This is a genomic window from Polaribacter atrinae (genome assembly GCF_038023995.1).
GTDB lineage: Bacteria > Bacteroidota > Bacteroidia > Flavobacteriales > Flavobacteriaceae > Polaribacter > Polaribacter atrinae.
The window spans coordinates 2,105,771-2,127,222 of the sequence record NZ_CP150660.1; the positions used below are offsets into that span (position 1 = coordinate 2,105,771).

The 21,452-nt window shown below is 32.5% G+C and carries 18 protein-coding genes; 4 read left to right on the forward strand and 14 right to left on the reverse strand.

Annotated elements, in window-relative coordinates; all coding sequences use genetic code 11:
- Positions 1 to 2 precede the first annotated feature (2 nt).
- The 5 genes from WG945_RS09240 to WG945_RS09260 all read right to left on the reverse strand — a co-directional run bounded on the left by WG945_RS09240 (position 3) and on the right by WG945_RS09260 (position 4,866).
- Positions 3 to 497 (reverse strand): gliding motility lipoprotein GldH, encoded by a 495-nt coding sequence (locus WG945_RS09240; protein WP_082864133.1) that lies wholly within the window; start codon positions 495 to 497, stop codon positions 3 to 5.
- The gene (gene ricT, locus WG945_RS09245; RefSeq protein ID WP_068447271.1) at positions 472 to 1,980 is read right to left on the reverse strand and encodes a regulatory iron-sulfur-containing complex subunit RicT; all 1,509 of its coding nucleotides are present in this window, start codon (positions 1,978 to 1,980) and stop codon (positions 472 to 474) included. The genes WG945_RS09240 and ricT overlap by 26 nt, the downstream gene beginning before the upstream one ends.
- A gap of 373 nt (positions 1,981 to 2,353) precedes the next feature.
- Entirely contained in the window at positions 2,354 to 2,584 is a 231-nt protein-coding gene (locus WG945_RS09250) for a ferredoxin (protein WP_068447273.1), read from the reverse strand.
- On the reverse strand, positions 2,584 to 3,831 hold the full coding sequence (locus WG945_RS09255) for a peptidase U32 family protein (RefSeq protein WP_068447275.1): 1,248 nt from the start codon (positions 3,829 to 3,831) through the stop codon (positions 2,584 to 2,586). The genes WG945_RS09250 and WG945_RS09255 overlap by 1 nt, the downstream gene beginning before the upstream one ends.
- A gap of 3 nt (positions 3,832 to 3,834) precedes the next feature.
- Positions 3,835 to 4,866, reverse strand: a complete 1,032-nt coding sequence (locus WG945_RS09260) for a rhodanese-related sulfurtransferase (RefSeq protein ID WP_068447277.1) — start codon at positions 4,864 to 4,866, stop codon at positions 3,835 to 3,837.
- Positions 4,867 to 5,273: 407 nt separating this feature from the next.
- On the opposite strand from WG945_RS09260, the gene WG945_RS09265 reads away from it, so the two are divergent.
- From WG945_RS09265 to WG945_RS09275, 3 genes are all read left to right on the forward strand, one after another.
- On the forward strand, positions 5,274 to 6,263 hold the full coding sequence (locus tag WG945_RS09265; protein WP_068447279.1) for an aspartate-semialdehyde dehydrogenase: 990 nt from the start codon (positions 5,274 to 5,276) through the stop codon (positions 6,261 to 6,263).
- A gap of 14 nt (positions 6,264 to 6,277) precedes the next feature.
- Entirely contained in the window at positions 6,278 to 7,324 is a 1,047-nt protein-coding gene (locus WG945_RS09270; protein WP_068447281.1) for a ferredoxin--NADP reductase, read from the forward strand.
- Between the two features lie 120 nt (positions 7,325 to 7,444).
- On the forward strand, positions 7,445 to 8,110 hold the full coding sequence (locus WG945_RS09275; protein ID WP_068447283.1) for a LysE family translocator: 666 nt from the start codon (positions 7,445 to 7,447) through the stop codon (positions 8,108 to 8,110).
- A 410-nt stretch (positions 8,111 to 8,520) separates the two neighbouring features.
- Here WG945_RS09275 and WG945_RS09280 read toward each other — a convergent pair whose 3' ends face one another.
- From WG945_RS09280 to WG945_RS09315, 8 genes are all read right to left on the reverse strand, one after another.
- Positions 8,521 to 10,302 carry a cytochrome c oxidase subunit I gene (locus WG945_RS09280; protein ID WP_068447286.1) on the reverse strand — a complete coding sequence of 594 codons (1,782 nt, stop codon included), beginning with the start codon at positions 10,300 to 10,302 and terminating at the stop codon, positions 8,521 to 8,523.
- A 25-nt stretch (positions 10,303 to 10,327) separates the two neighbouring features.
- Positions 10,328 to 11,344: a cytochrome c oxidase subunit II gene (locus WG945_RS09285; RefSeq protein WP_068447288.1), complete on the reverse strand. Its 1,017-nt coding sequence runs from the start codon at positions 11,342 to 11,344 to the stop codon at positions 10,328 to 10,330.
- A gap of 38 nt (positions 11,345 to 11,382) precedes the next feature.
- A complete protein-coding gene (locus WG945_RS09290; RefSeq protein ID WP_068447291.1) occupies positions 11,383 to 12,789 on the reverse strand; it encodes a quinol:cytochrome C oxidoreductase in 1,407 nt (468 codons plus the stop codon).
- A gap of 28 nt (positions 12,790 to 12,817) precedes the next feature.
- Complete coding sequence (locus tag WG945_RS09295) at positions 12,818 to 13,360, reverse strand: c-type cytochrome (RefSeq protein ID WP_197482025.1); 543 nt, start codon at positions 13,358 to 13,360, stop codon at positions 12,818 to 12,820.
- A gap of 10 nt (positions 13,361 to 13,370) precedes the next feature.
- The gene (locus tag WG945_RS09300; protein ID WP_068447295.1) at positions 13,371 to 13,898 is read right to left on the reverse strand and encodes a DUF3341 domain-containing protein; all 528 of its coding nucleotides are present in this window, start codon (positions 13,896 to 13,898) and stop codon (positions 13,371 to 13,373) included.
- A 2-nt stretch (positions 13,899 to 13,900) separates the two neighbouring features.
- Positions 13,901 to 15,355: an NrfD/PsrC family molybdoenzyme membrane anchor subunit gene (gene nrfD, locus WG945_RS09305; protein WP_068447297.1), complete on the reverse strand. Its 1,455-nt coding sequence runs from the start codon at positions 15,353 to 15,355 to the stop codon at positions 13,901 to 13,903.
- 76 nt (positions 15,356 to 15,431) lie between these two features.
- Positions 15,432 to 18,488: a TAT-variant-translocated molybdopterin oxidoreductase gene (locus WG945_RS09310; RefSeq protein WP_068447300.1), complete on the reverse strand. Its 3,057-nt coding sequence runs from the start codon at positions 18,486 to 18,488 to the stop codon at positions 15,432 to 15,434.
- An 82-nt stretch (positions 18,489 to 18,570) separates the two neighbouring features.
- Entirely contained in the window at positions 18,571 to 19,878 is a 1,308-nt protein-coding gene (locus WG945_RS09315; protein WP_068447303.1) for a cytochrome c3 family protein, read from the reverse strand.
- A gap of 194 nt (positions 19,879 to 20,072) precedes the next feature.
- Here WG945_RS09315 and WG945_RS09320 point away from each other — a divergent pair, with 194 nt between their 5' ends.
- Entirely contained in the window at positions 20,073 to 20,441 is a 369-nt protein-coding gene (locus WG945_RS09320; RefSeq protein WP_068447305.1) for an SPOR domain-containing protein, read from the forward strand.
- Between the two features lie 159 nt (positions 20,442 to 20,600).
- On the opposite strand, the gene WG945_RS09325 is transcribed toward WG945_RS09320, so the two are convergent.
- Positions 20,601 to 21,170 (reverse strand): DUF2911 domain-containing protein, encoded by a 570-nt coding sequence (locus WG945_RS09325; protein ID WP_068447307.1) that lies wholly within the window; start codon positions 21,168 to 21,170, stop codon positions 20,601 to 20,603.
- Between the last annotated feature and the right edge of the window lie 282 nt (positions 21,171 to 21,452).

Below are 21,452 nucleotides of genomic sequence, written 5' to 3' on the forward strand. Positions count from 1 at the left end.
ATTTAATTTTCTATGCTAAAACCAACATCCTGAATTCCTTTTAAAAATTCAATTGGGTTTACTTCACCATTTTTACGCATTGCATGGCGCACATTAAATATATAATTCCCAGAAATTGGAAATGCCTTTTTTTCTTTATAAAATAATTTATTCTCTTTAATCTCTGTAAACCCAACACCTAAAAACTGCCCTGTTTTATCAGCCATTTCATATTGCAAAGTGTCTACAACCTTTGTTTTATTAGGAAAAATAAGCTCTGTAATAATATACAAATTACTATAGGCATACTCATTATTATTTCTAATATTAATAAACAAGTTCTTTGGAGAAATAGTGTCTTTTACATCAAACTCAAAAAATATTTTTTCATTTGCTTTCCAACCTTCATTATCTATTGATTTATATAGATTAAAATCTGATTTATCGTCACAAGAAAACATCAAAAATAGAGTTACTAAAACAATTGAAAAACTACTTCTTTTCAGAACTGTCATCATTTTTCGGGTTGTTATTTTTACGGTTTCTATTATTTCTTCTTGGCTTATTTACCTTTTTTACTTCTCCTTCTGGTTTATTTACATCTCCTTGAGCTTTAGGCCTTGGTTTTGGCCTTGGTCTTGGCTTAGGTTTCTGAGCAACATCGTCTTTAACCTTTTGATTTGGTTTTTGATTCGGATTAGGTCTTGGCTTAGGTTTCTGATTTGGATTGGTATTTGGTTGTTTTTTTATCTGAGGCTTTCGTTTCTGATTTGGGTTTGGTTTCGCTTTTTGACCAGGGATTGCCTTTGCCGCTGGCTTGCTTCGATTATTACTAGCAACTGCAACCGGTTTTTTCTTATTTCTATTTCTATTATTCTTTTTACGATTACTCGTCTTTGGAACATCAAAACGTGTTAAACTATCTTGCCCAACAGCATCTTCGAAATCTACTTTTACTGGAATTTCTACATCTGCTTCATATTCTTCTAACGAAATAGATTTCTCGTTATTCTTATTCAGATCAACTATTTCTAGAACTTGTTCTAAAGTAAGTCTAAACCATTTAAAACGTTCCTCTTTGTATGTATACCAAAGGTGGTTTTTAAAAATATCCATCTTCACAAAGACAGCATCTCCCTTTTCTGTTTTTAAGACTACATCTTGTTTAGGAAACGATTTTAAAGCATCTAAATACGTGTCTAATTCAAAATTTAAACAACATTTTAATTTACCACATTGTCCTGCTAACTTTAAAGGATTTAAAGATAATTGTTGATAACGTGCCGCAGAAGTTGTTACTTTTCTAAAATCTGTTAACCAGGTAGAACAACACAATTCTCTACCACAAGAACCAACACCTCCTAAACGAGCCGCTTCTTGTCTTGCACCTACTTGTTTCATTTCTACACGAATAGAGAATGCACTTGCCAAATCTCTAATTAACTGTCTAAAATCTACTCTTGTATCTGCCGTATAATAAAACGTAGCTTTGTTGCCATCACCTTGATATTCTACATCAGATAATTTCATTTGCAAACCTAAACGTCCTAAAATCTCTCTTCCTTTTCGTTGCGTTTCTTCTTCTTTCCCTCTGGCTTGTTGCCAAATATCAATATCTCTCTGACTTGCTATTCTGTAAATCTTCTTTACATCTTCATGATCTGCGGTAATTTTGCGTTTTTTCATTTGCACTTTCACCAATTCTCCTGCTAAAGAAACCGTACCAATATCATGTCCTGGAGCACCTTCTACCGCAACAATATCTCCCATAGTGATGGGTAAATTATCTGGATTTGTAAAAAAATGCTTTCTTCCATTCTTAAAACGGACTTCAAAAATATTGAATCTTTCTTGTCCACTTGGTAACGTCATATTAGACAACCAATCAAAAACGGCTAGTTTATTACTACCACTTCCGCAGGTTCCTGACCCACAATTACCATTACTCTTGCAACCTTTTGGTACTCCATTTTCTGTTGTACCACAACTTCCACATGCCATGTAAGTATATATATTTTTATAGTTGATATTTTTTATAGCATATTTTTAGCAGCAAATCCACTAAAAAACCTCTCTATAAATTCTAAAAACCTCTTGGTTCATAATTTGATTATCAGACCGATACACAAACACAGCCTAATCTTCACTAATTCGTAAATATACGCATTCTCAAAGAATGAAAAAATAGGTTAATATAAAGTTCTCATAACTAATTTTTTATTTGATGATACCCAAATGTAGTATGAATAGTTGTTTACCCACTAATTCGTTTAGTATTTGCATGGATTAAATTAGTATTCGTATAAAAAATCTCTTTTTTCAACAAAAAAAGACCTCAAAAATGAGGCCTTTCTATATTTAGTTTATGTACTTATTAAATCTGTTTTACTTCAATAATTTTAACAGGACACGCTTTTTTTGCTTCGTTAGAACAATCAAAAATAGACTCATCAAAAGATTTTATGGTAAAAAAACCTTTCTTTTCTACGGAATGTAACAGCACCGTTTTGCCATCTTTTTTTGACATCTGGAATTGACTTGGAGCCAACTCTACGCAGTAATTACAACCAATACACTTGTTTCTTTGCAATGTAACTACCACCATTAGCTTACTGCGAATTCAGTTTTTACAATCTTATACAACTTGTCTGATCTTCTAATTTTAAAATCTAACTTCATGGTAACTTCGTCTCCTTTTGTTGCTTTTTGGGCAGAAGCATCATTTACAAACATTTGTTTAACTTCCATTTCTTGAGCTCCAGTTGTTGGCCCGGTAATTAAAATAGTGTCTCCTACCGCAACATCATAGGCATCAATTTTAAATTGACCAATTTTAGCTTTGTCAAAATAATGTTCTCCTTTACCTAAATACACTTTCTTTTGTGTTGCATGAGAGCCAGATTCTTTACTCCACTCTCCTAATTTCTGACCTAAATAATAACCATTCCAAAAACCACGATTGTAGACTTTTTCTAATTCTTGCATCCAAGAAATCACCTTCTCATTATCATACGTTCCGTTAGCCAAACTATCTATAGCATCTCGGTAACATTTAATTACTTTGGCTACATATTCTGGCGCTCTTCCTCTACCTTCAATCTTTAAAACTTTGATTCCTGCCTCTGCAACCTGATCTAAAAAATCGATGGTACATAAATCTTTTGGAGACATAATATACTCATTATCCAATTCCATTTCAAAACCAGTTTCTTGATCGATAACTGTATATTTTTTTCTGCAATTTTGTTTGCAAGCACCTCTATTTGCTGATGAATTATGAGAATGTAAACTCATATAACATTTACCCGAAACAGCCATACACAAAGCACCGTGACCAAAAATTTCAACTTCAATTAATTTACCAGAAGGTCCTTTTATTTGATCTTTCTCAATTGCTTCTGTAATCTTTTTTACTTGTCGTAAACTCAACTCTCTACTTAAGACAATTGTATCAGCAAAAAGTGCATAAAACTTTACAGTTTCTATATTTGTAATATTAATTTGTGTAGAAATATGAACTTCCATTTGTTGTTCTCTCGCCATAGAAATCACTGCTTGATCCATGGCAATTACCGCAGTTATATTTGCTTCTTTTGCACGTTTTATCAATGTTTTTACTATTGATAAATCATGGTCGTAAACTATGGTATTTAAGGTAAGATAGGTTCTTACTTTTTTTTCTGAACATCTTTTAGAAATCTCTTCTAAATCATCTAAAGTAAAATTAACAGAAGCTCTTGCTCGCATATTTAGTTGCTCTACTCCAAAATAAATAGAATCGCAACCATTATCTAAAGCAGCCTGCATCGATTCAAAATTACCGGCTGGTGCCATTAATTCGATTTTTTGCATGTCTTACTTCTTAAACTTTAAAACTTCAGATCTTCCTTTTTTAAATATTTTATTGCTATTTCCCTTCCCTTTTCTAAGCTCTTTTTGCTCCTCAAAAGACAATTGAATTATTTCTTGACAATCTGTAGAACAGGTGTTTTCCATAGCTTCTGAACATTCATCACATTGAATAAACAATAAATGACATGCTTCATTTGCACAGTTGGTATGTTCATCACACGCTTTACCACATTGGTGACAGTTAGAAACGACATCGTCTGTAATACGTTCGGCTCTTCTATGATCGAACACAAAGTTTTTACCGATAAATTTATTCTCTATTCCTTCTTCTTTTACTTGACGCGTGTATTCTATAATTCCGCCTTCTAGCTGAAAAACATTTTTAAAACCTTTGTGTTTGTAATACGCAGATGCTTTTTCGCAACGAATTCCGCCAGTACAATACATCAACAAGTTTTTGTCTTCTTTGTTGTCTTTTAAATCTTCTTCTATAATATCTAAAGAATCTCTAAAAGTATCTACATCTGGTGTTACAGCGCCATCGAAATGACCAATTTCACTTTCGTAATGGTTACGCATATCTACACAAACTGTGTTTGGATTTGCTAACATCTCATTGAATTCCTTTGCATTTAAATGAACTCCTTTTGCAGTAACATCAAAAGTTTCGTCATTTAAACCATCAGCAACAATTTTGTTTCTAACTTTTACTTTTAGCTTTAAAAACGATTTATTATCATGTTCTACAGCAACATTTAAACGGATGTCTTTTAAGAAAGAAATACTGTCTAATTGTTCTTTTAAAGCATAAAAGTTTTCTGATGGAACAGAAAGTTGCGCATTAATACCTTCGTAAGAAACGTAAATTCTACCAAGTACATCTAATGCATTCCATTCTAGGAATAACTTGTCTCTAAGTAATTGTGGGTTTTCTATCTTAAAATATTGATAAAAAGAAATTGTTAAGCGGTCTTTACCAGCTTCGTCTATTAATGCAGCGCGTTCTATGGCGCTTAACTTATTGTACAGTTGCATGCTATACTAATTGTTTAACGTTTTAAACTGAATTTGTTTCAGTTTCTATAATTGCAAAGTTACAAATTTTAGAAACAGATTTTATGACTTTTATCAGGGATTTACTAGGTTTTACAGTGTACTAAAATAAGTTAGTAAACAGGTTTAGCCCAGATTGAAGCATTTGTTTGAGCTCTTTTTTGGCTTTTTAGACAAAAAAAGCGAGTGCGGAAAGCTGGAAATAGCTTCTAAAGAATAAAATAAGATTGCTTCGTACCTCGCAATGACAATAAAGTTTAAATTTAAACATTAGAAATTTTTGTGAATCAATTTTAAACTTTAGTTGATTTAGAACGATTTAAGTGATTTGTATGATTATTATTTTTAGGATATTTGTAACTCAATTTATAATATTAAATTTTTAGGCGATGAAAATAGCTGTAGTTGGTGCAACTGGAATGGTGGGCACAGTAATGTTGAAAGTTTTAGAAGAACGTAATTTACCAATAACGGAATTGATTCCTGTAGCATCTGAAAGATCTGCTGGAAAAAAATTAACCTATAAAGGAAAAGAATATACCATAGTAACCTTAGCAGATGCCGTAAAAATGAAGCCAGATGTTGCTTTATTTTCTGCCGGTGGAGATACTTCTGTAGAATGGGCACCTAAATTTGCCGAAGTTGGTACAACTGTTATTGATAATTCTTCTGCTTGGAGAATGGATCCTACTAAGAAATTAGTGGTACCAGAAATTAACGGAGATGTTTTAACGAAGGATGATAAAATTATTGCAAACCCAAATTGTTCTACAATTCAGTTAGTTGCAGTATTGTCTCCTTTACATTTAAAATATAAAATGAAACGTGTAGTTATTTCTACCTATCAATCTGTTTCTGGTTCTGGTGTAAAAGCGGTACAGCAATTAGATAATGAAGAGGCTGGTATTGATGGCGAAATGGCGTATCCTCATAAAATTGGTAGAAATGCAATTCCTCATTGTGATGTTTTCTTAGAAAATGGATACACTAAAGAGGAAATGAAATTGGTAAAAGAACCAAAAAAGATTTTACGTGATGATTCTTTTTCTGTAACGGCAACTGCTGTTAGAATTCCTACCGCTGGTGGACATTCTGAAGCTGTAAATGTTCAGTTTGAAAATGCATTTGATTTAGCAGAGGTTAGACAAATATTAAGTGAAACTCCTGGTGTTATTGTAGAAGATGATTTGGCTAACAACGTTTATCCGATGGCAATAAACGCACATGATAAAGATGAAGTATTTGTTGGACGTATTAGAAGAGATGAATCTCAAGAAAATACCTTAAATTTGTGGATTGTTGCAGATAACCTTAGAAAAGGAGCAGCTACAAACACAATACAAATTGCCGAATATTTAATTGAAAATAATTTGGTGTAAAATATACATTTTTAATGTCAACATTTCACAAAGTAAACATACAAGAAGTGATAAGAGAAACTGCAGATGCGGTTTCTCTTGTGTTTAAAATACCTGGTAATTTAAAAGCAAAATTTGCTTTTCATGCAGGACAATACTTAACACTTAAGAAAACAATTAACGGAAAAGAGGTTAGAAGAGCGTATTCTATCTGTTCTTCTCCAAGTGATAATTATTTAAAAGTGGCAATAAAAGCGGTAGAAAATGGTACTTTTTCTACGTATGCTACCACAGAACTAAAGGAAGGAAATTTTATAGAAATTTCTGAACCAGAAGGAAAATTTACTTTAGAACCTAAAGCAAATAAAAATTACATCGCTTTTGCAGCTGGATCTGGTATTACTCCAATACTTTCTATGATTAAAGATGTATTAGAAAACGAAACTTCGTCTACTTTTACATTAATCTACGGAAACAAAACAGCAGAGGATACCATCTTTAAAAGTGAATTGGACGCTTTAAAAGAATCAAACCAAGATCGTTTTAACCTACACTACATTTGTAGTAGAGAACAACAAGAAGGTTCTTTATTTGGTAGAATAGATAAAGCACACACCAATTTCTACATCAACAACAGTTACAAAGACACTTCTTTCGATTCAGCATTTTTATGCGGACCAGAAAGTATGATTAATGAGGTTTCTGCAACACTTACTGAACGTGGATTTGCAAAAGAAAATATTCATTTTGAATTGTTTACGGTTTCTCTTGATGAAGAAGCAGTTTCTGAAATAAAGGAAGGTACAACGGAAGTAATTGTAATGTTAGATGATGAAGAAACTACGTTTACCATGCAGCAAACAGATGATCTTCTTTCTGCAAGCTTACGTAATAACTTAGATGCCCCTTATTCTTGTCAAGGTGGTGTTTGTAGCACATGTATGTGTAAAGTTACAGAGGGTAGTGCCGTAATGGTTAAGAATTCAATTTTAACGGATAGTGAAATAGAAGAAGGATTGGTTTTAGCTTGTCAAGCATATCCAACAACTTCAAAAATCTCTATAGATTTTGATGATGTTTAGAAAATAATGATGCAAAACTGCATAACTATATGATGATGAGTACATAAATACAACATTAATAAAGGGTGGTTTTTCCATCCTTTTTTTTTGTCCCTCGATTAAAAATCTTAATTTTAGAAAATGGATATTTACGACTTTAAAAATGCTTTTTTAATAGGTTTTTTCATGGCTTTTATGATAGGACCAGTATTCTTTATGCTAATTCAAATTAGTATTTTAAAAGGTGCTAGAGCGGCCATTTCATTTGATATTGGAGTAATATTAGGTGATATTACTTTTATATTAATCGCTTATTACGGAAGTAGGTCTTTATTAGAAAAGATAAAAGACGATCCTAGACTTTATTTTGTTGGTGGTTTGGTATTAATCGTCTACGGATTGATTACATACTTTGATAAACAAAACAAAAAGGAAGCTTTAGAGCACACCAAGACAATTGAAGTTCCTGTTAAGAGTAATTATATAAAACTATTCTTTAAAGGATACTTTTTAAACTTTATCAATATTGGTGTTTTGGCATTTTGGTTAGGCACCGTATTAGTTATAGGTCCTACTTTAGACATGAATCCTAATAGTATCTTTTGGTACTTTGCAACGGTAATTCTTGGTTATGCAGTAACAGATCTAGGAAAAATACTTTTGGCAAAACAGCTAAAAAATAAAATGACTCCTTTGGTTATTTATAGAATGAAAAGAATAATGGGAATTATCCTTTTTGTATGTGGTATTTTCCTCATTCTAAAAGGATTTATACCGAATGATAAAATAGATAACTTCATCAATTAGAACAAGATCAACAACTTTGTGAAGATTGCAGTTAAAGGAAATTTAATGCTTGAAATAAATAAAGTGTAGACTAAAAATTGAAATAGGTTCACAAATAAATTCAACTTTCTTAAAATAATCTAGTGTTAATACAAATATATATAAATGTATTCATTTGTTATATATCTAGCTTTTTTAAACTAACTTATAAATCTTGCTAGTAGAATTTATATTTTAAAAGCATATAAGTTTAAACAAAACATATAAAAGTATCTATTACCCCATCTATTTAAGTTGTATGAGGGTATTACACTAAGAAACATCAGCATATAAACATTCTTATAGAAACTTATAAAAGCAAAAAACCAGTGATGTAATATCACTGGTTTTTATATTAAGAATCATTTATAACTAAATGATATTTTTACAATCTAAGAAGGCTCTTCACCATCTAACAAAGGTACCGTTTGTAAAACGTAATCCTCACCGTGTAAATAAGCACTATCATCATCTTCTGCGTCTACACGCTTACTATAATCATAAGCCCATCTATGTACTTCTGGTAATTTCCCTGGCCAGTTTCCATGTACATGATCTACAGGAGTTGTCCATTCTAAAGTATTTGCTTTCCAAGGGTTCATAGTTGCTTTTTCTCCTCTATAAATAGAGATAAAGAAGTTAGAAATAAAGAATATCTGAGCAAAACCACCAACTAAGGCAAATAATGTAATTACAATGTTAATATCAGATAAATCATCAAACATAGGAAATGCTGTGTTAGAATAATATCTTCTTGGTAAACCTGCTAAACCTATAAAGTGCATTGGCCAGAAAACTCCGTAAGCACAAATAATGCTTAACCAGAAATGCCAGTATCCTAAAGTCTTGTTCATCATTCTACCGTACATTTTAGGAAACCAGTGGTACACACCAGCAAACATTCCAAAAATTGCAGAAACTCCCATTACTAAGTGGAAATGCGCTACTACAAAGTACGTATCATGAACATTAATATCTAAAGCAGAATCGCCTAAAACAATACCTGTTAAACCTCCTGTTACGAATGTAGAAACCAATCCGATAGAAAATAACATAGCAGGATTTAATTGAAGATTCCCTTTCCACAGTGTTGTAAGCCAGTTAAATGATTTTACAGCAGAAGGAATTGCAATTAATAACGTTGTAAATGTAAATACAGAACCTAAGAAAGGATTCATTCCTGAAACAAACATATGGTGTCCCCAAACAATTGTAGATAAAAATGCAATTGCTATAATAGAACCAATCATTGCACGGTATCCAAATATTGGTTTACGTGAATTGATAGCCAAAATTTCTGAAACAATACCCATGGCAGGTAAGATTACAATATAAACCTCAGGGTGACCTAAGAACCAAAATAAGTGCTCAAATAATACTGGAGACCCACCTTGATAATGTAATACTTCACCAGCAATAAAGATATCTGATAAATAGAATGAAGTTCCAAAACTTCTATCAAAGATTAATAATAAAGCTGCTGATAATAAAACAGGGAAAGAAACTACACCTATAATTGCAGTTACAAATAAAGCCCAAATTGTTAAAGGCAATCTTGTCATTTTCATTCCTTTTGTTCTTAAGTTAAAAACAGTAACTATATAGTTTAAAGAACCTATTAAAGAAGATGCAATAAATATAGCCATAGAAACTAACCATAATGTCATACCCATTCCAGAACCTGGAATTGCTTGGGGTAATGCACTTAACGGAGGATAGATAGTCCATCCTGCTGATGCTGGACCTGCTTCTACAAATAAAGATATTACCATGATTATACTTGAAATAAAGAATAACCAATAAGATACCATATTTAAAAAACCAGATGCCATATCTCTAGCTCCAATTTGCAACGGAATTAATAAGTTAGAAAAAGTACCACTTAATCCTGCTGTTAATACAAAGAACACCATTATAGTACCGTGTATTGTTACCAATGCTAAGTACATATCTGGGTTCATTACACCGTCTGTTTGATGAGGGCCTAAAAATGCTTCAATTATAGAAAAAGATTTTTCTGGCCATGCAATTTGCATACGAAATAACATAGACATAAATACACCAATGATTCCCATAAACATACCAGTTACAAGGAACTGCTTAGAAATCATTTTATGATCTTGGCTAAAAATATATTTTGTTACAAATGTTTCTTTATGATGATGTTCTGACATAATCTTATTTATTTGTAGTGTCTTTTTAATTATTATTATTTAATACTGATGCTAATGTTGGTTGCTCTGCAATCCATTTGTCGTACTCTTCCTGCTCTACAACTGTAATTTTCATTTGCATGTTATAGTGAGATGCACCACAAATTTTATTACATAACAATAAATAGTCAAACTCATAAGGATCTTCTCCTTTAGCTTTTCTAATTTCATTAATACCTGCAGTTTTTTCAATTACTTCAGATTGCTGTCTCATTTCCGCAGTTGTATATTTTGGAGTAAAACCAAATTCTGTTACCATACCTGGCACACAGTTCATTTGCGCTCTAAAGTGAGGCATATAAGCTGAGTGTAGCACGTCTTGAGAACGGAACTTGAAATGTACTTTTCTACCTTTAGGTAAATACAATTCAGTTACTTGCTTATCATCTTGAGCATTCTTATCAGTCATATCAACACCAATAGTGTTCATACCTTTAATATAGTTTACATTACCCAAACCTAACGTATTATCATCTCCTGCATAACGAGCATCCCATCTAAATTGTTGAGCATATACTTCTATAACTACAGGATCTTCTAAGTCTGATAAATCCATAATATTATTCCATTGCCATAATCCGTATCCAATTAAAACAACTAAAACAACTGCTGGAGTAATCGTCCAAATAGCTTCTAATTTATGACTATCAGAATAAAATTTTGCTTTTTTACCTTTCTCACCTTTATATTTAAAAGTAAAGTAGAAAATTAAAAATTGCATTAAAAACTGAACGATACCAATTAACCAAAATGTAATATCAAAAAGGTTATCATCATGCTCTCCTTCAATAGAAGCAGATTCTGGTAACAAAATAACATTCATGAAGATTAAACAGTAAATCATCATTGCGTATAAAAATACCATAAAATAAATGGCATTTCTTCCTTGGGTTGCGTTGTCTTTATCAGTAGCGATTACGCTTCTTAAGTTTAAAATTCTGGTTATTTGCCAAAAACTTACACCGATTGCAACAGCTATAAAAATATAAAATAGAGCTAGCATATTTATCTCGTCTTAATTATTTTAATTCAAATTATTTATTAATGATGATCTCCTGAACCTTCTCCTCTGTGTTCAATATTATAATAGTGATAATGTTTACTTTCTTCTAAGAAAGGATTACCAATAGGTACTGATCCTGCTTTTGCAAATGAACTAAAAGTAGCATATATAAAGACTCCTAAGAAGAATAATATTGCACTAATTTCAGGAATACCGAAAGCCCATTGTGCTCCAACTGTACCTGGCATAACCATTACAAAAATATCAATATAATGACCGAAAAGGATAGCGACACCTCCAATAACGATAAACCAAGGAACACTCTTAAAGTCACTGTTTAATAATAACAATACAGGAAAAACAAAGTTCATCACTACCATTGCTAAGAACGGAAAGTTGTACTCATTAAATCTCATCGCAAAATAAGTAGTTTCTTCAGGAATATCTGCATACCAGATTAACATAAATTGAGAAAACCATAAATAAGTCCAGAATATAGAAAAACCAAACATATATTTAGCTAAATCATGAATATGACTATCATTTACACCCGGTAAAGCACCTTTAGATCGTAAGTAAATTGTTACAAGTGCAATAACAGTTAAGGCACTTACTAGTAAACTAGATAATACATACCATCCAAATAATGTAGAGAACCAGTGTGGGTCTAAGCCCATAATCCAATCCCAAGACATCATTGTTTCAGTAATCATAAATAAGAAAATAAAACCTACAGAAGCATTATAACTTAATTTATATGTTTTACCACCATCATTAGCAGTATCTTCTTTGATAGAGTTTTTACGAATAAACCATCTATAAGCATTCCAAATAGCTAAATACGCGATACTTCTAATAGCCCAACCTGGTACATTAATCCACCAAGATTTACCATCAACAATAGGATCGTAATTAGGACTTGTAGGGTCAAAAACGCCTTCTGCCATCCAAGGGAACATGTGGTTCCAATGCATAACTGCAGAAGCTACTATTATAACCATTACAATAGAAGTTGGTACTAAATTAGCTGTAATTGCTTCCATTACTCTAAACAGTAGGATAGACCAACCGGCTTGAGCTACTCTTTGGATAGCATAAAAAGCTAAAACCAATAACGTAGTACCTAAAAAGAAAAATAAGGCTACATATATTGCAGACCAAGGTTTATTTTTTAATTGATGTAAAACGTGTTCTGCATGTGCATCACTATGATCTGCATCTACTGAAGCATGGTTCTCACCATGTGATTCTTCTTTATGCCCATCTACACTAACCTCTTCATGAGAAGTAGCATGACTATCACCATGTGAAGCTTGTTGTGCAATTACTTCTTTAGCTTCTTCAACTGTTTTTGGAGCTGAATAAAAACCATAACCAATTCCCACTAAACCAACAAGTATAAGTGCTAATGAGAATGTTTTTAATTTACCTGAGAATTGATACATATCTTTTTCGTATTCTTTCTAATTGAAATTATAATTCTGAACGTAATTTTTCTACGTACTGTACTATTTGCCAACGCTCTGTATACGTTGTTTGAGATGCGTGTGATCCCATTAAGTTTTTACCGTGCATAATTACATGATAAATACTCCCTGTGTTGATATCTCTATCTTTATAATTAGGAATACCAGAAAACTTATCTCTTTGAGATAAAACTCCATTTCCATCTCCTTTTTTACCATGGCAAGAAGCACAATATATATCGTACATTGCTTTTCCGTTTGCTAAACTTTCTTCAGTTGTTTCTAAAGGATTAGTCACAACAGTTTTAGACAATTCATAACCTTCGTTGGTATTAGGAATATCATAAGCAGGATGCCCACCTCTTGGAATTGTTCCTGCAACAGGTTTACTATTTACAGGTTCTCCGTTAAGACCATTAGCTCCATTTACATCATAAGGAACAGATACATACATATCTGGCATGAATTGTAATTGCGGTTTAGTTTTATCGTTACAAGAAATGATACTTGTAAGAGTAAATAAAGCGATAATTAATTTAAAATTCTTCATTTTCTATATATTAGTGCTTGTCTACTACATTAATTTCTACAGCTCCTGTATTTGTTAATAAAGCAATAATTTTAGCTTCATTATTGTCTACAGGTATTTCCATTAAAAAATGATCATCTGTAGTTCTTGGATCTGGATTCTCTGCATCTTTAAATGGCCATAATCTACTTCTCATATAAAAAGTAATTACCATTAAATGGGCTGCAAAAAACACAGTTAATTCAAACATAATTGGCACAAATGCTGGCATATTAGCCCACCAAGAAAAGTTTGGTTTACCACCAATATCTTGTGGCCAATCTTGAATCATCATGTAATTAGTCATCCAAATGGCAAATGATAATCCTGTAATTCCGTAGAAAAATGCAGTAATTGCCAATCTTGTAGGAGCTAATCCCATTGCTTTGTCTAATCCGTGTACTGGAAAAGGACAAAATACTTCCTCTATATGAAGATGTTCTGCTTTTACAGCTTTCACTGCGTCCATTAGAACTTCGTCATCATTATAAAATGCGTGAATAACTTTTGATGATTCCATAATTATTCTTTATTAGATTTATCAGTTGTACCTGCTACGTTTGCTACGTTAATAGCTGGCTTAGTTGGTATACCTTGTTCTCTTCTTTTCTTGTAAAACTCTCCAGAAGATTTTAAAATTGTTTTTACTTCTGCTTGTGCAATTACTGGAAAAGTTCTTGCATATAATAAGAATAATACAAAGAAAAATCCAATAGTACCTACAAAGATTCCAACATCTACAAATGTAGGTTCAAAACGCCACCATGTAGATGGTAAATGTCCTTTACTTAATACAATTGCAATAATATCGAAACGTTCAAACCACATACCAATATTAATAGCAATAGATATGATAAAAGTGATTATAAAACTTCTTCTAAATTTCTTAATCCATAATAACTGCGGAGTAATTATATTAAATATAATTAATGACCAGAATGCCCAAGCATAAGGTCCTGTTGCAGCACCTACAGATAAGTATGTATAGTTTTCATAAGGTGAACCTGTATACCAAGCAATAAAGAATTCTGTTGCATAAGCTACAGCTACAATACCACCTGTTAAGATAATTACAATATTCATATACTCGATATGCATACGTGTAATATAGTCTTCTAAGTTAGTTACCTTTCTCATGATTCCTAATAACGTTTGTACCATTGCAAATCCAGAAAAGATTGCTCCTGCTACGAAATAAGGAGGAAAAATTGTTGAGTGCCAACCTGGATTAATAGAGGTAGCAAAATCCATAGATACAATTGTGTGTACAGAAAGTACTAATGGAGTAGCTAAACCTGCAAGTACCAAAGATACTTCTTCAAAACGTTGCCAATCTTTAGCTCTACCAGACCAACCGAAAGATAATAAAGCATATATTTTCTTTTGAAAAGGCTTTACTGCTCTATCTCTAATCATTGCAAAATCTGGTAATAAACCTGTCCACCAGAAAACTAATGATACAGATAAATATGTTGATATCGCAAAAACATCCCATAATAATGGTGAGTTAAAGTTTACCCATAACGAACCAAATTGATTTGGCATTGGCAATACCCAATATCCATTCCATGGTCTACCCATGTGGATAAGTGGAAACAATCCTGCCTGAAAAACGGCAAAAATTGTCATTGCTTCTGCAGAACGGTTAATTGCCATTCTCCATTTTTGACGGAACAATAAAAGTACTGCAGAAATTAAAGTTCCTGCGTGACCGATACCAACCCACCATACAAAGTTTGTAATATCCCAAGCCCATCCAATGTTCTTGTTCAATCCCCAAACTCCAATACCAGTACCTATGGTATAAAAAATACATCCAAATCCCCAAAGCGTTGCTGCCAAAGAAATATAAAATGCTATGTACCAATTTTTATTTGCAACACCTTCAATAGGTTTTGCAATGTCTTCTGTAATATCGTGATAACTTTTATCACCTAATACTAAAGGTTCCCTTATGGGTGCTTCGTAATGAGACATATTTTTATTACTTAGTTTAATTATAGTTTTTAAACTTTCAAAGCCGTTTAACTTTGAATTTTAAATTTAAAATTTCTTACGCTTCGTTTGTATTTCTAACTTTCACTTGATATACTACATTCGGTTTCGTTTGTAAGTAATCTAATACGTGATAAGCTCTTTTATCTTCTGCTAATGCTGCTACTTCGTCTTTCTCGTTGTTAACATCACCAAAAACCATAGCTCCGGTTGTACAAGCAGATGAACAAGCTGTTGAGAATTCGTCTGTGTTAACAGCTCTTCCTTCTTTTTTAGCTTTTAGAATTGTAGCTTGTGTCATTTGAATACACATAGAACATTTTTCCATAACTCCTCTAGAACGTACTACAACATCTGGGTTTAATACCATTTTACCGTAGTCATTATTCATGTTGAAGTCAAACTCTTTATTATTCGAATACTGGAACCAGTTAAAACGACGAACTCTATAAGGACAGTTGTTTGCACAATATCTTGTACCAACACATCTGTTATATGCCATTTGGTTTTGACCTTGACGACCATGAGATGTTGCTGCAACCGGACAAACAGTCTCACAAGGAGCATGATTACAGTGCTGACACATCATTGGTTGAAAAGTAACCTCTGGGTTTTCGGCTTCAGTTTCTATAGCTTTATACAAGTCTCCACCGCTTAAGCCCATAGCTTTAGCTTCTTCACGTGTTGCAACTTCAGAAGAATAATATCTATCGATACGCAACCAGTGCATATCTCTACCTACTCTAACTTCATTTTTACCTACAACTGGTACATTGTTTTCTGCATGACATGCAATAACACAAGCACCACAACCTGTACAAGATGATAAATCTATTGATAAGTTAAAGTGATGACCAACTTCTCTGTTGTGCTCCTCCCATAAATCTATAGATTTTGCTTCAACTTCTTGATGATCATAAGATACAAAAGCAGGTTTGTTCCAAGAATGTTTTGGATCTACACTACTTACTACTTCTTTTAAAGAAGCTACTTTTAAAATATCATGACGACCCGCAATTGTTTTTTGTACTTGTGTACAAGCAAACTTATGAGTTCCAGATACTTTTTCTATAGTAACTCCGTACTGAATATTGTTTCCGTTCATGTATAATGGATAACCATTAACACCAACTTTCATTTCTTCTTTTAATCCAAAAGTTTTACCGTAACCTAATGCTAAACCTACAGAACCAATAGCCTGACCTGGTTGAACCATTACCGGAACCACAACATCAACACCATTAACAGATACTTTGGCATAATCACCATTAATAGCACCGTTATCTTTTACAGGGTTTGAAAAACCTAACTCTCTGGCGTCTGCCATAGACATCATTAAGTAATTATCCCAAGAAGCTCTTGTAATAGGGTCTGGGAATTCTTGTAACCAAGGGTTGTTTGCTTGTTTACCGTCTCCTAAACCTGTTTTAGTATATAAGTTTAATTCAAAACCAGAAGCTTGTTTTGCTGAGCTTGCTAATTTAGAAGCAACATCAGAAATAACAACAGTAGATTCAAAAGCTTCCTCATCTAAAGATGGAGTCATTTTGAAAAAACCATTATGTAAAGCTTTGTTCCATGAAGCACCAGCTAAAACGTTGGTAGCTGCATAAGTTTTTAAATAATCGTAATATTTTGTTGTATCTCCAGACCATTTTAACAACGTATCTTGAACTTGACGTGTATTAAATAATGGCTGAATAGTTGGTTGCATTAAACCATATGTTACAGAATCGAATTGCGCATCACCCCAAGACTCTAAAAAGTGTGGTGTTGGTAACGCAAAATCCATTAAAGCTACTGTGCTATTATGTTCTGTAGACAATGCTACTGAAATTTCTAATTTACTTAATCCCTCAGAAAAATCTGATGAATTTGATAATGTATATACAGGATCTACATTGTAAGTAATTAATCCTGATACCTTACCAGCTTTCATATCTGAAACTAATTGAGCAACTTCAGCATCATTTCCTTTACGGATATTTAGCGTATTTTTTGTATCAATAATTTCACTGTTTAATGCTTTATTAATTGCTAATGAAATTAATTGTGCATTTTTATCGTTCAACCCAGTTAAAACAACTGCTTTAGAACCAGCTTTCTTTAAGTCTGCTGCTAATGTTTTAATCGTTGCATCTACAGAAGTTGCTTTAGAAGAAACATTAGCTCCTGTAATAGCGTTGTATAAATTTAACAAAGCAAATACCTGATCAGATGGTTTTACAACCACTCTTTTATCAGCATTAGCACCTGTTAAAGACATATTACTTTCTACCTGTACATGGTAAGACATAAACCCTTTTCCCGGTTGTCTACCAGCAATATATTTCTTCTCTAAACCACCGTGAAAATCTCCAAGAAAATCTGCACCAAAAGAAACAATTGTTTTTGCATTCTCTAAATGATAATTTGGTAATACACGTTTACCGTACATTGCCATAAAAGCATCGGCTGCTCCAGATTCTGAAACCGCATCATAAACAACATGCTTTACATTTGGGTTTGCTGCAATAAATCCTTCAATAACTTTATCAGTTGATGGACTTGCCATAGTACCTGTTAATAATACAACAGGTTTATTAGCTTCTTTTAATTCGTTTAATTTTGCACCGATTTTTGCATCAGCATCTGCCCAAGTTAAATAAGACTCTTTATCTTGAGGTTCTTTTAAACGTAATTTTTCATCATATAAAGATAAAACAGAAGCTTGCACTCTCGCACTTGTTGTTCCGTTTGCTTCTTTATTTGGCATAATTTGAATAGGACGACCTTCACGTGTTTTAACCAACACATTTGCAAAATCGTAACCATCTGCCATAGAAGTTGCATACCAATCTGCAATACCAGCAATGATATCGTCTGGTTTTACAACATAAGGAATAGCCTTTCTAACTGGTCCCTGACAAGCTGCTAATGAAGCTGCAGCTGTAGTAAAACCAACATATTTTAAAAAGTCTCTACGTGAAGTAGAAGAATTTTCTAGAGTTTCTTTATCACCTAAAAACTCATCTGTTGGAAGTTCTTCCACAAATTCGTTTTTACTTAACGTTTCAACAATAGAACTACCTTTAAGTTCCTCAACACTTTGCCAGTATTTTTTGTCTGAAGCCATTTATACTTTTTATTTAATGATTGAAAGATTTAAAACTAAAAACATTCAGTCTTTTGATCTTTTAATTTTTAATTCTTTTTTATTAGTAGTGACATTTACCACACTCTTTACCACCTAATTGTGAAATGGTAACTTGATCTACATTGTATTTCTTTGCCAAATCTTCATGGATTTTCTTGTAATAATCATTACCTTTTAAATCCACTTTCGTACCATTATGACAATCTATACACCAACCCATTGTTAATGGAGCATGTTGATACAACTCATCCATCTCCTCTACAGGTCCATGACATTTCTGACAATCAACACCAGCAACAGTTACGTGTTGTGAGTGATTATAGTAAACAAAATCTGGTAAATTATGAACTCTCACCCATTTAATTGGAGCTGTTTCACCTGTATATTCTAAGTTTTCTGGATCCCAACCAGCTGCAGTATAAATTTTTGCAATTTCAAGATCTAATTCTTCTTTTCCAAGAACAACTCCATCTCCTAACTCCACAACAGTATCATCTGCTACTTCAGAAATATTTAAGTGACAATTCATACAAACATTAACAGATGGAATACCTGATGTTTTGCTATGTTTTGCCGAAGAGTGACAATATTGACAATCTATCTTATTATCTCCTGCGTGTATTTTATGCGAAAACGCTATTGGCTGAATTGGTTGGTAACCTTCATCTACCCCCACCTTAAACAAGGTTCCGAATAAGAAATAAATACCAATCAACACTAAGAATATAGTAGCTAATACTTTCAAAAACGTATTCTGCTTCACTCCCGCCCAAAGCTCATGTAAATCTCTTTTAAGATTTGAAGTTTCTCCTGGAGCAGTATCACCTTTTAACTCACTTACTTGCTTTAACAAACTAGCAATCATTAAAAAAGCAACAATAATAGCACCAGACAAAACATATATTAACCAACCAGGTGCTCCTTCAGAAGAAACATTTGCAGCAACATCACCTGTCGCTACAACTCCCGCTTTCTTAAGTTCACCTACAGTAGTATAATACAAAATATCATCTACATTTTGATCTGTTAACTGAGGAAATGCAGACATTGCCGCTCCGTTGTATTCTTCAAAAATTGCATTTGCATCTGAATCTCCGGAAGCTCTTAATTCTGCGTTGTTTTTAATCCAAGCATGTAACCAATCGTTCTCTCTTTTTTCCTCGACACCACCTAAAGCTGGTCCAATTAATTTCTTATCTAACTTGTGACAAGAAGCACATAACGATTTAAATAATTTTTTCCCTTCTTTCTGACGAGCCTCATCTACCTCTTGTGAATAAGCAGATATACTGAATGCAAAAATTAGGAGAAAAGTAATACTTTTAAGAAGTAATGTGGTTAGTCTATTGTGCAGTTCTACACTTTTCATATTTAAACTTTGATTAAAAATATCTAATATAAAATGACAAAAGTCATTTTTTTCCGTTTGACAAAAGTAATACTTCTTCCTAAGGTTTGAAAAGCTAAAAGAACGTAAAACATAATTTATAATAATTCTAAATAAGAGTTAAATCTAATTTATTCCTAAACTAGTCGTTATTTTTGTATCAAATTAAATTAGGTATGAAAAGTAAATTAACAGTACTCTCGTTTTTGATTGTTTTACTAACAACAAGTTACAATTCTTTCTCACAAAACAAGACAAATGAATCTCCAGAAATAAAGGATATCATTTCTAAAAAAAGAAGTTTCAATAGCACTTTTGGGTTTGGTTACAGAATTCAACTTTATAATGGAAATGAGCAAAAAGCAAGGGCATTTATTGCTCGTTTTAAAGTAGAATTTCCTGGAAACTTCTCTAAACTAGTTTATTATGCACCTGAATGGAAAGTACAAGTAGGTAATTACAAAACAAAATTAGAGGCTGATAAAGATTTAATAAAGTTTCAAGAAAAATTTTCTGGAATTATTGTAATCCCAATGGGTAAATAGATATTTTACTCTAAAAAGCTAAAGATTACAATATAAGTAATCAAAAAAGCTTCATTTTATGTTTTCTAAAGAGAGAACATAAAATGAAGCTTTTTTTTTGATATAATATATCTAAGAAGACTCTATAAATCTAAAACACTTAAGAACATAACGTAAAAACTAATCTTCTGAATCCAAATCCTCTTGTAAAGAAACTGAAACCACCGTATTGCCCCAACCTAAATACATAGTAATGACATCTTCTTTTTCTTCATTAAAAACAATCGAAAAAGCTTCAATGATCTTTTCTGATTCAGAAACCTTACCAGCAACTCTTAGAACATCATCTTTTTTATCATACGTATAATGCCCCCAAACATTTCTAACAGCACTAAGTATTACTGTCCATTCTTTATCGCCAGGAATCGTAAATAAGGTATAAGTACCAGCTTTTACTTGTTCACCTGCAAACAAAACATCCTTAAAAAAAGTAATTTCTGAAGCTTCATTGGCACCAGTTCTCCAAACACCTTTTTCAGACACATCTGCCAAAGAAGACAACGCTCTTCCTTTTAATTGAGGTCTTCCGTAAATCACCTTCACTAATTTATCTGAATTTCTCCAGTCCGATGGGTAGGTAGCTGCATCCAGTGGACTGACATCTAATCTTGGAAATTTTTGAGCGAATGTATCGGTTGATGAAATAATTGCGATTGCAAAGAGCGCAAATGATAGAATTGTTTTTTTCATTTTTTATAATTTATGATATGGTTTAAATATCAGTCATCAAAAATAAAAAATCTTACAGCCTTAATTTACTAATTTTGTGTTAAACATCTTATAATTCAATTACGTAATCAATAAAGTCAAGAGTACTTTATTTTATTAGTTTTACAACAAGTTTGCTTACCGTTAAATTACCTTAAACGGTTAAAAAAGGATTTATAGATTAGTGAAAAAATTAATTAACACCCACAACCAGAACTACAACCCTTATTTTTTTTAGAAGGAAAAATATATTTTCTCACTAAG

Excerpts from the sequence above, each read along its gene's own strand:
- WG945_RS09240 (WP_082864133.1), bottom strand. The coding sequence starts at position 497 with ATGATGACAGTTCTGAAAAGAAGTAGTTTTTCAATTGTTTTAGTAACT.
- ricT (WP_068447271.1), bottom strand. The coding sequence starts at position 1,980 with ATGGCATGTGGAAGTTGTGGTACAACAGAAAATGGAGTACCAAAAGGT.
- WG945_RS09250 (WP_068447273.1), bottom strand. The coding sequence starts at position 2,584 with ATGGTGGTAGTTACATTGCAAAGAAACAAGTGTATTGGTTGTAATTAC.
- WG945_RS09255 (WP_068447275.1), bottom strand. The coding sequence starts at position 3,831 with ATGCAAAAAATCGAATTAATGGCACCAGCCGGTAATTTTGAATCGATG.
- WG945_RS09260 (WP_068447277.1), bottom strand. The coding sequence starts at position 4,866 with ATGCAACTGTACAATAAGTTAAGCGCCATAGAACGCGCTGCATTAATA.
- WG945_RS09265 (WP_068447279.1), top strand. The coding sequence starts at position 5,274 with ATGAAAATAGCTGTAGTTGGTGCAACTGGAATGGTGGGCACAGTAATG.
- WG945_RS09270 (WP_068447281.1), top strand. The coding sequence starts at position 6,278 with ATGTCAACATTTCACAAAGTAAACATACAAGAAGTGATAAGAGAAACT.
- WG945_RS09275 (WP_068447283.1), top strand. The coding sequence starts at position 7,445 with ATGGATATTTACGACTTTAAAAATGCTTTTTTAATAGGTTTTTTCATG.
- WG945_RS09280 (WP_068447286.1), bottom strand. The coding sequence starts at position 10,302 with ATGTCAGAACATCATCATAAAGAAACATTTGTAACAAAATATATTTTT.
- WG945_RS09285 (WP_068447288.1), bottom strand. The coding sequence starts at position 11,344 with ATGCTAGCTCTATTTTATATTTTTATAGCTGTTGCAATCGGTGTAAGT.
- WG945_RS09290 (WP_068447291.1), bottom strand. The coding sequence starts at position 12,789 with ATGTATCAATTCTCAGGTAAATTAAAAACATTCTCATTAGCACTTATA.
- WG945_RS09295 (WP_197482025.1), bottom strand. The coding sequence starts at position 13,360 with ATGAAGAATTTTAAATTAATTATCGCTTTATTTACTCTTACAAGTATC.
- WG945_RS09300 (WP_068447295.1), bottom strand. The coding sequence starts at position 13,898 with ATGGAATCATCAAAAGTTATTCACGCATTTTATAATGATGACGAAGTT.
- nrfD (WP_068447297.1), bottom strand. The coding sequence starts at position 15,355 with ATGTCTCATTACGAAGCACCCATAAGGGAACCTTTAGTATTAGGTGAT.
- WG945_RS09310 (WP_068447300.1), bottom strand. The coding sequence starts at position 18,488 with ATGGCTTCAGACAAAAAATACTGGCAAAGTGTTGAGGAACTTAAAGGT.
- WG945_RS09315 (WP_068447303.1), bottom strand. The coding sequence starts at position 19,878 with ATGAAAAGTGTAGAACTGCACAATAGACTAACCACATTACTTCTTAAA.
- WG945_RS09320 (WP_068447305.1), top strand. The coding sequence starts at position 20,073 with ATGAAAAGTAAATTAACAGTACTCTCGTTTTTGATTGTTTTACTAACA.
- WG945_RS09325 (WP_068447307.1), bottom strand. The coding sequence starts at position 21,170 with ATGAAAAAAACAATTCTATCATTTGCGCTCTTTGCAATCGCAATTATT.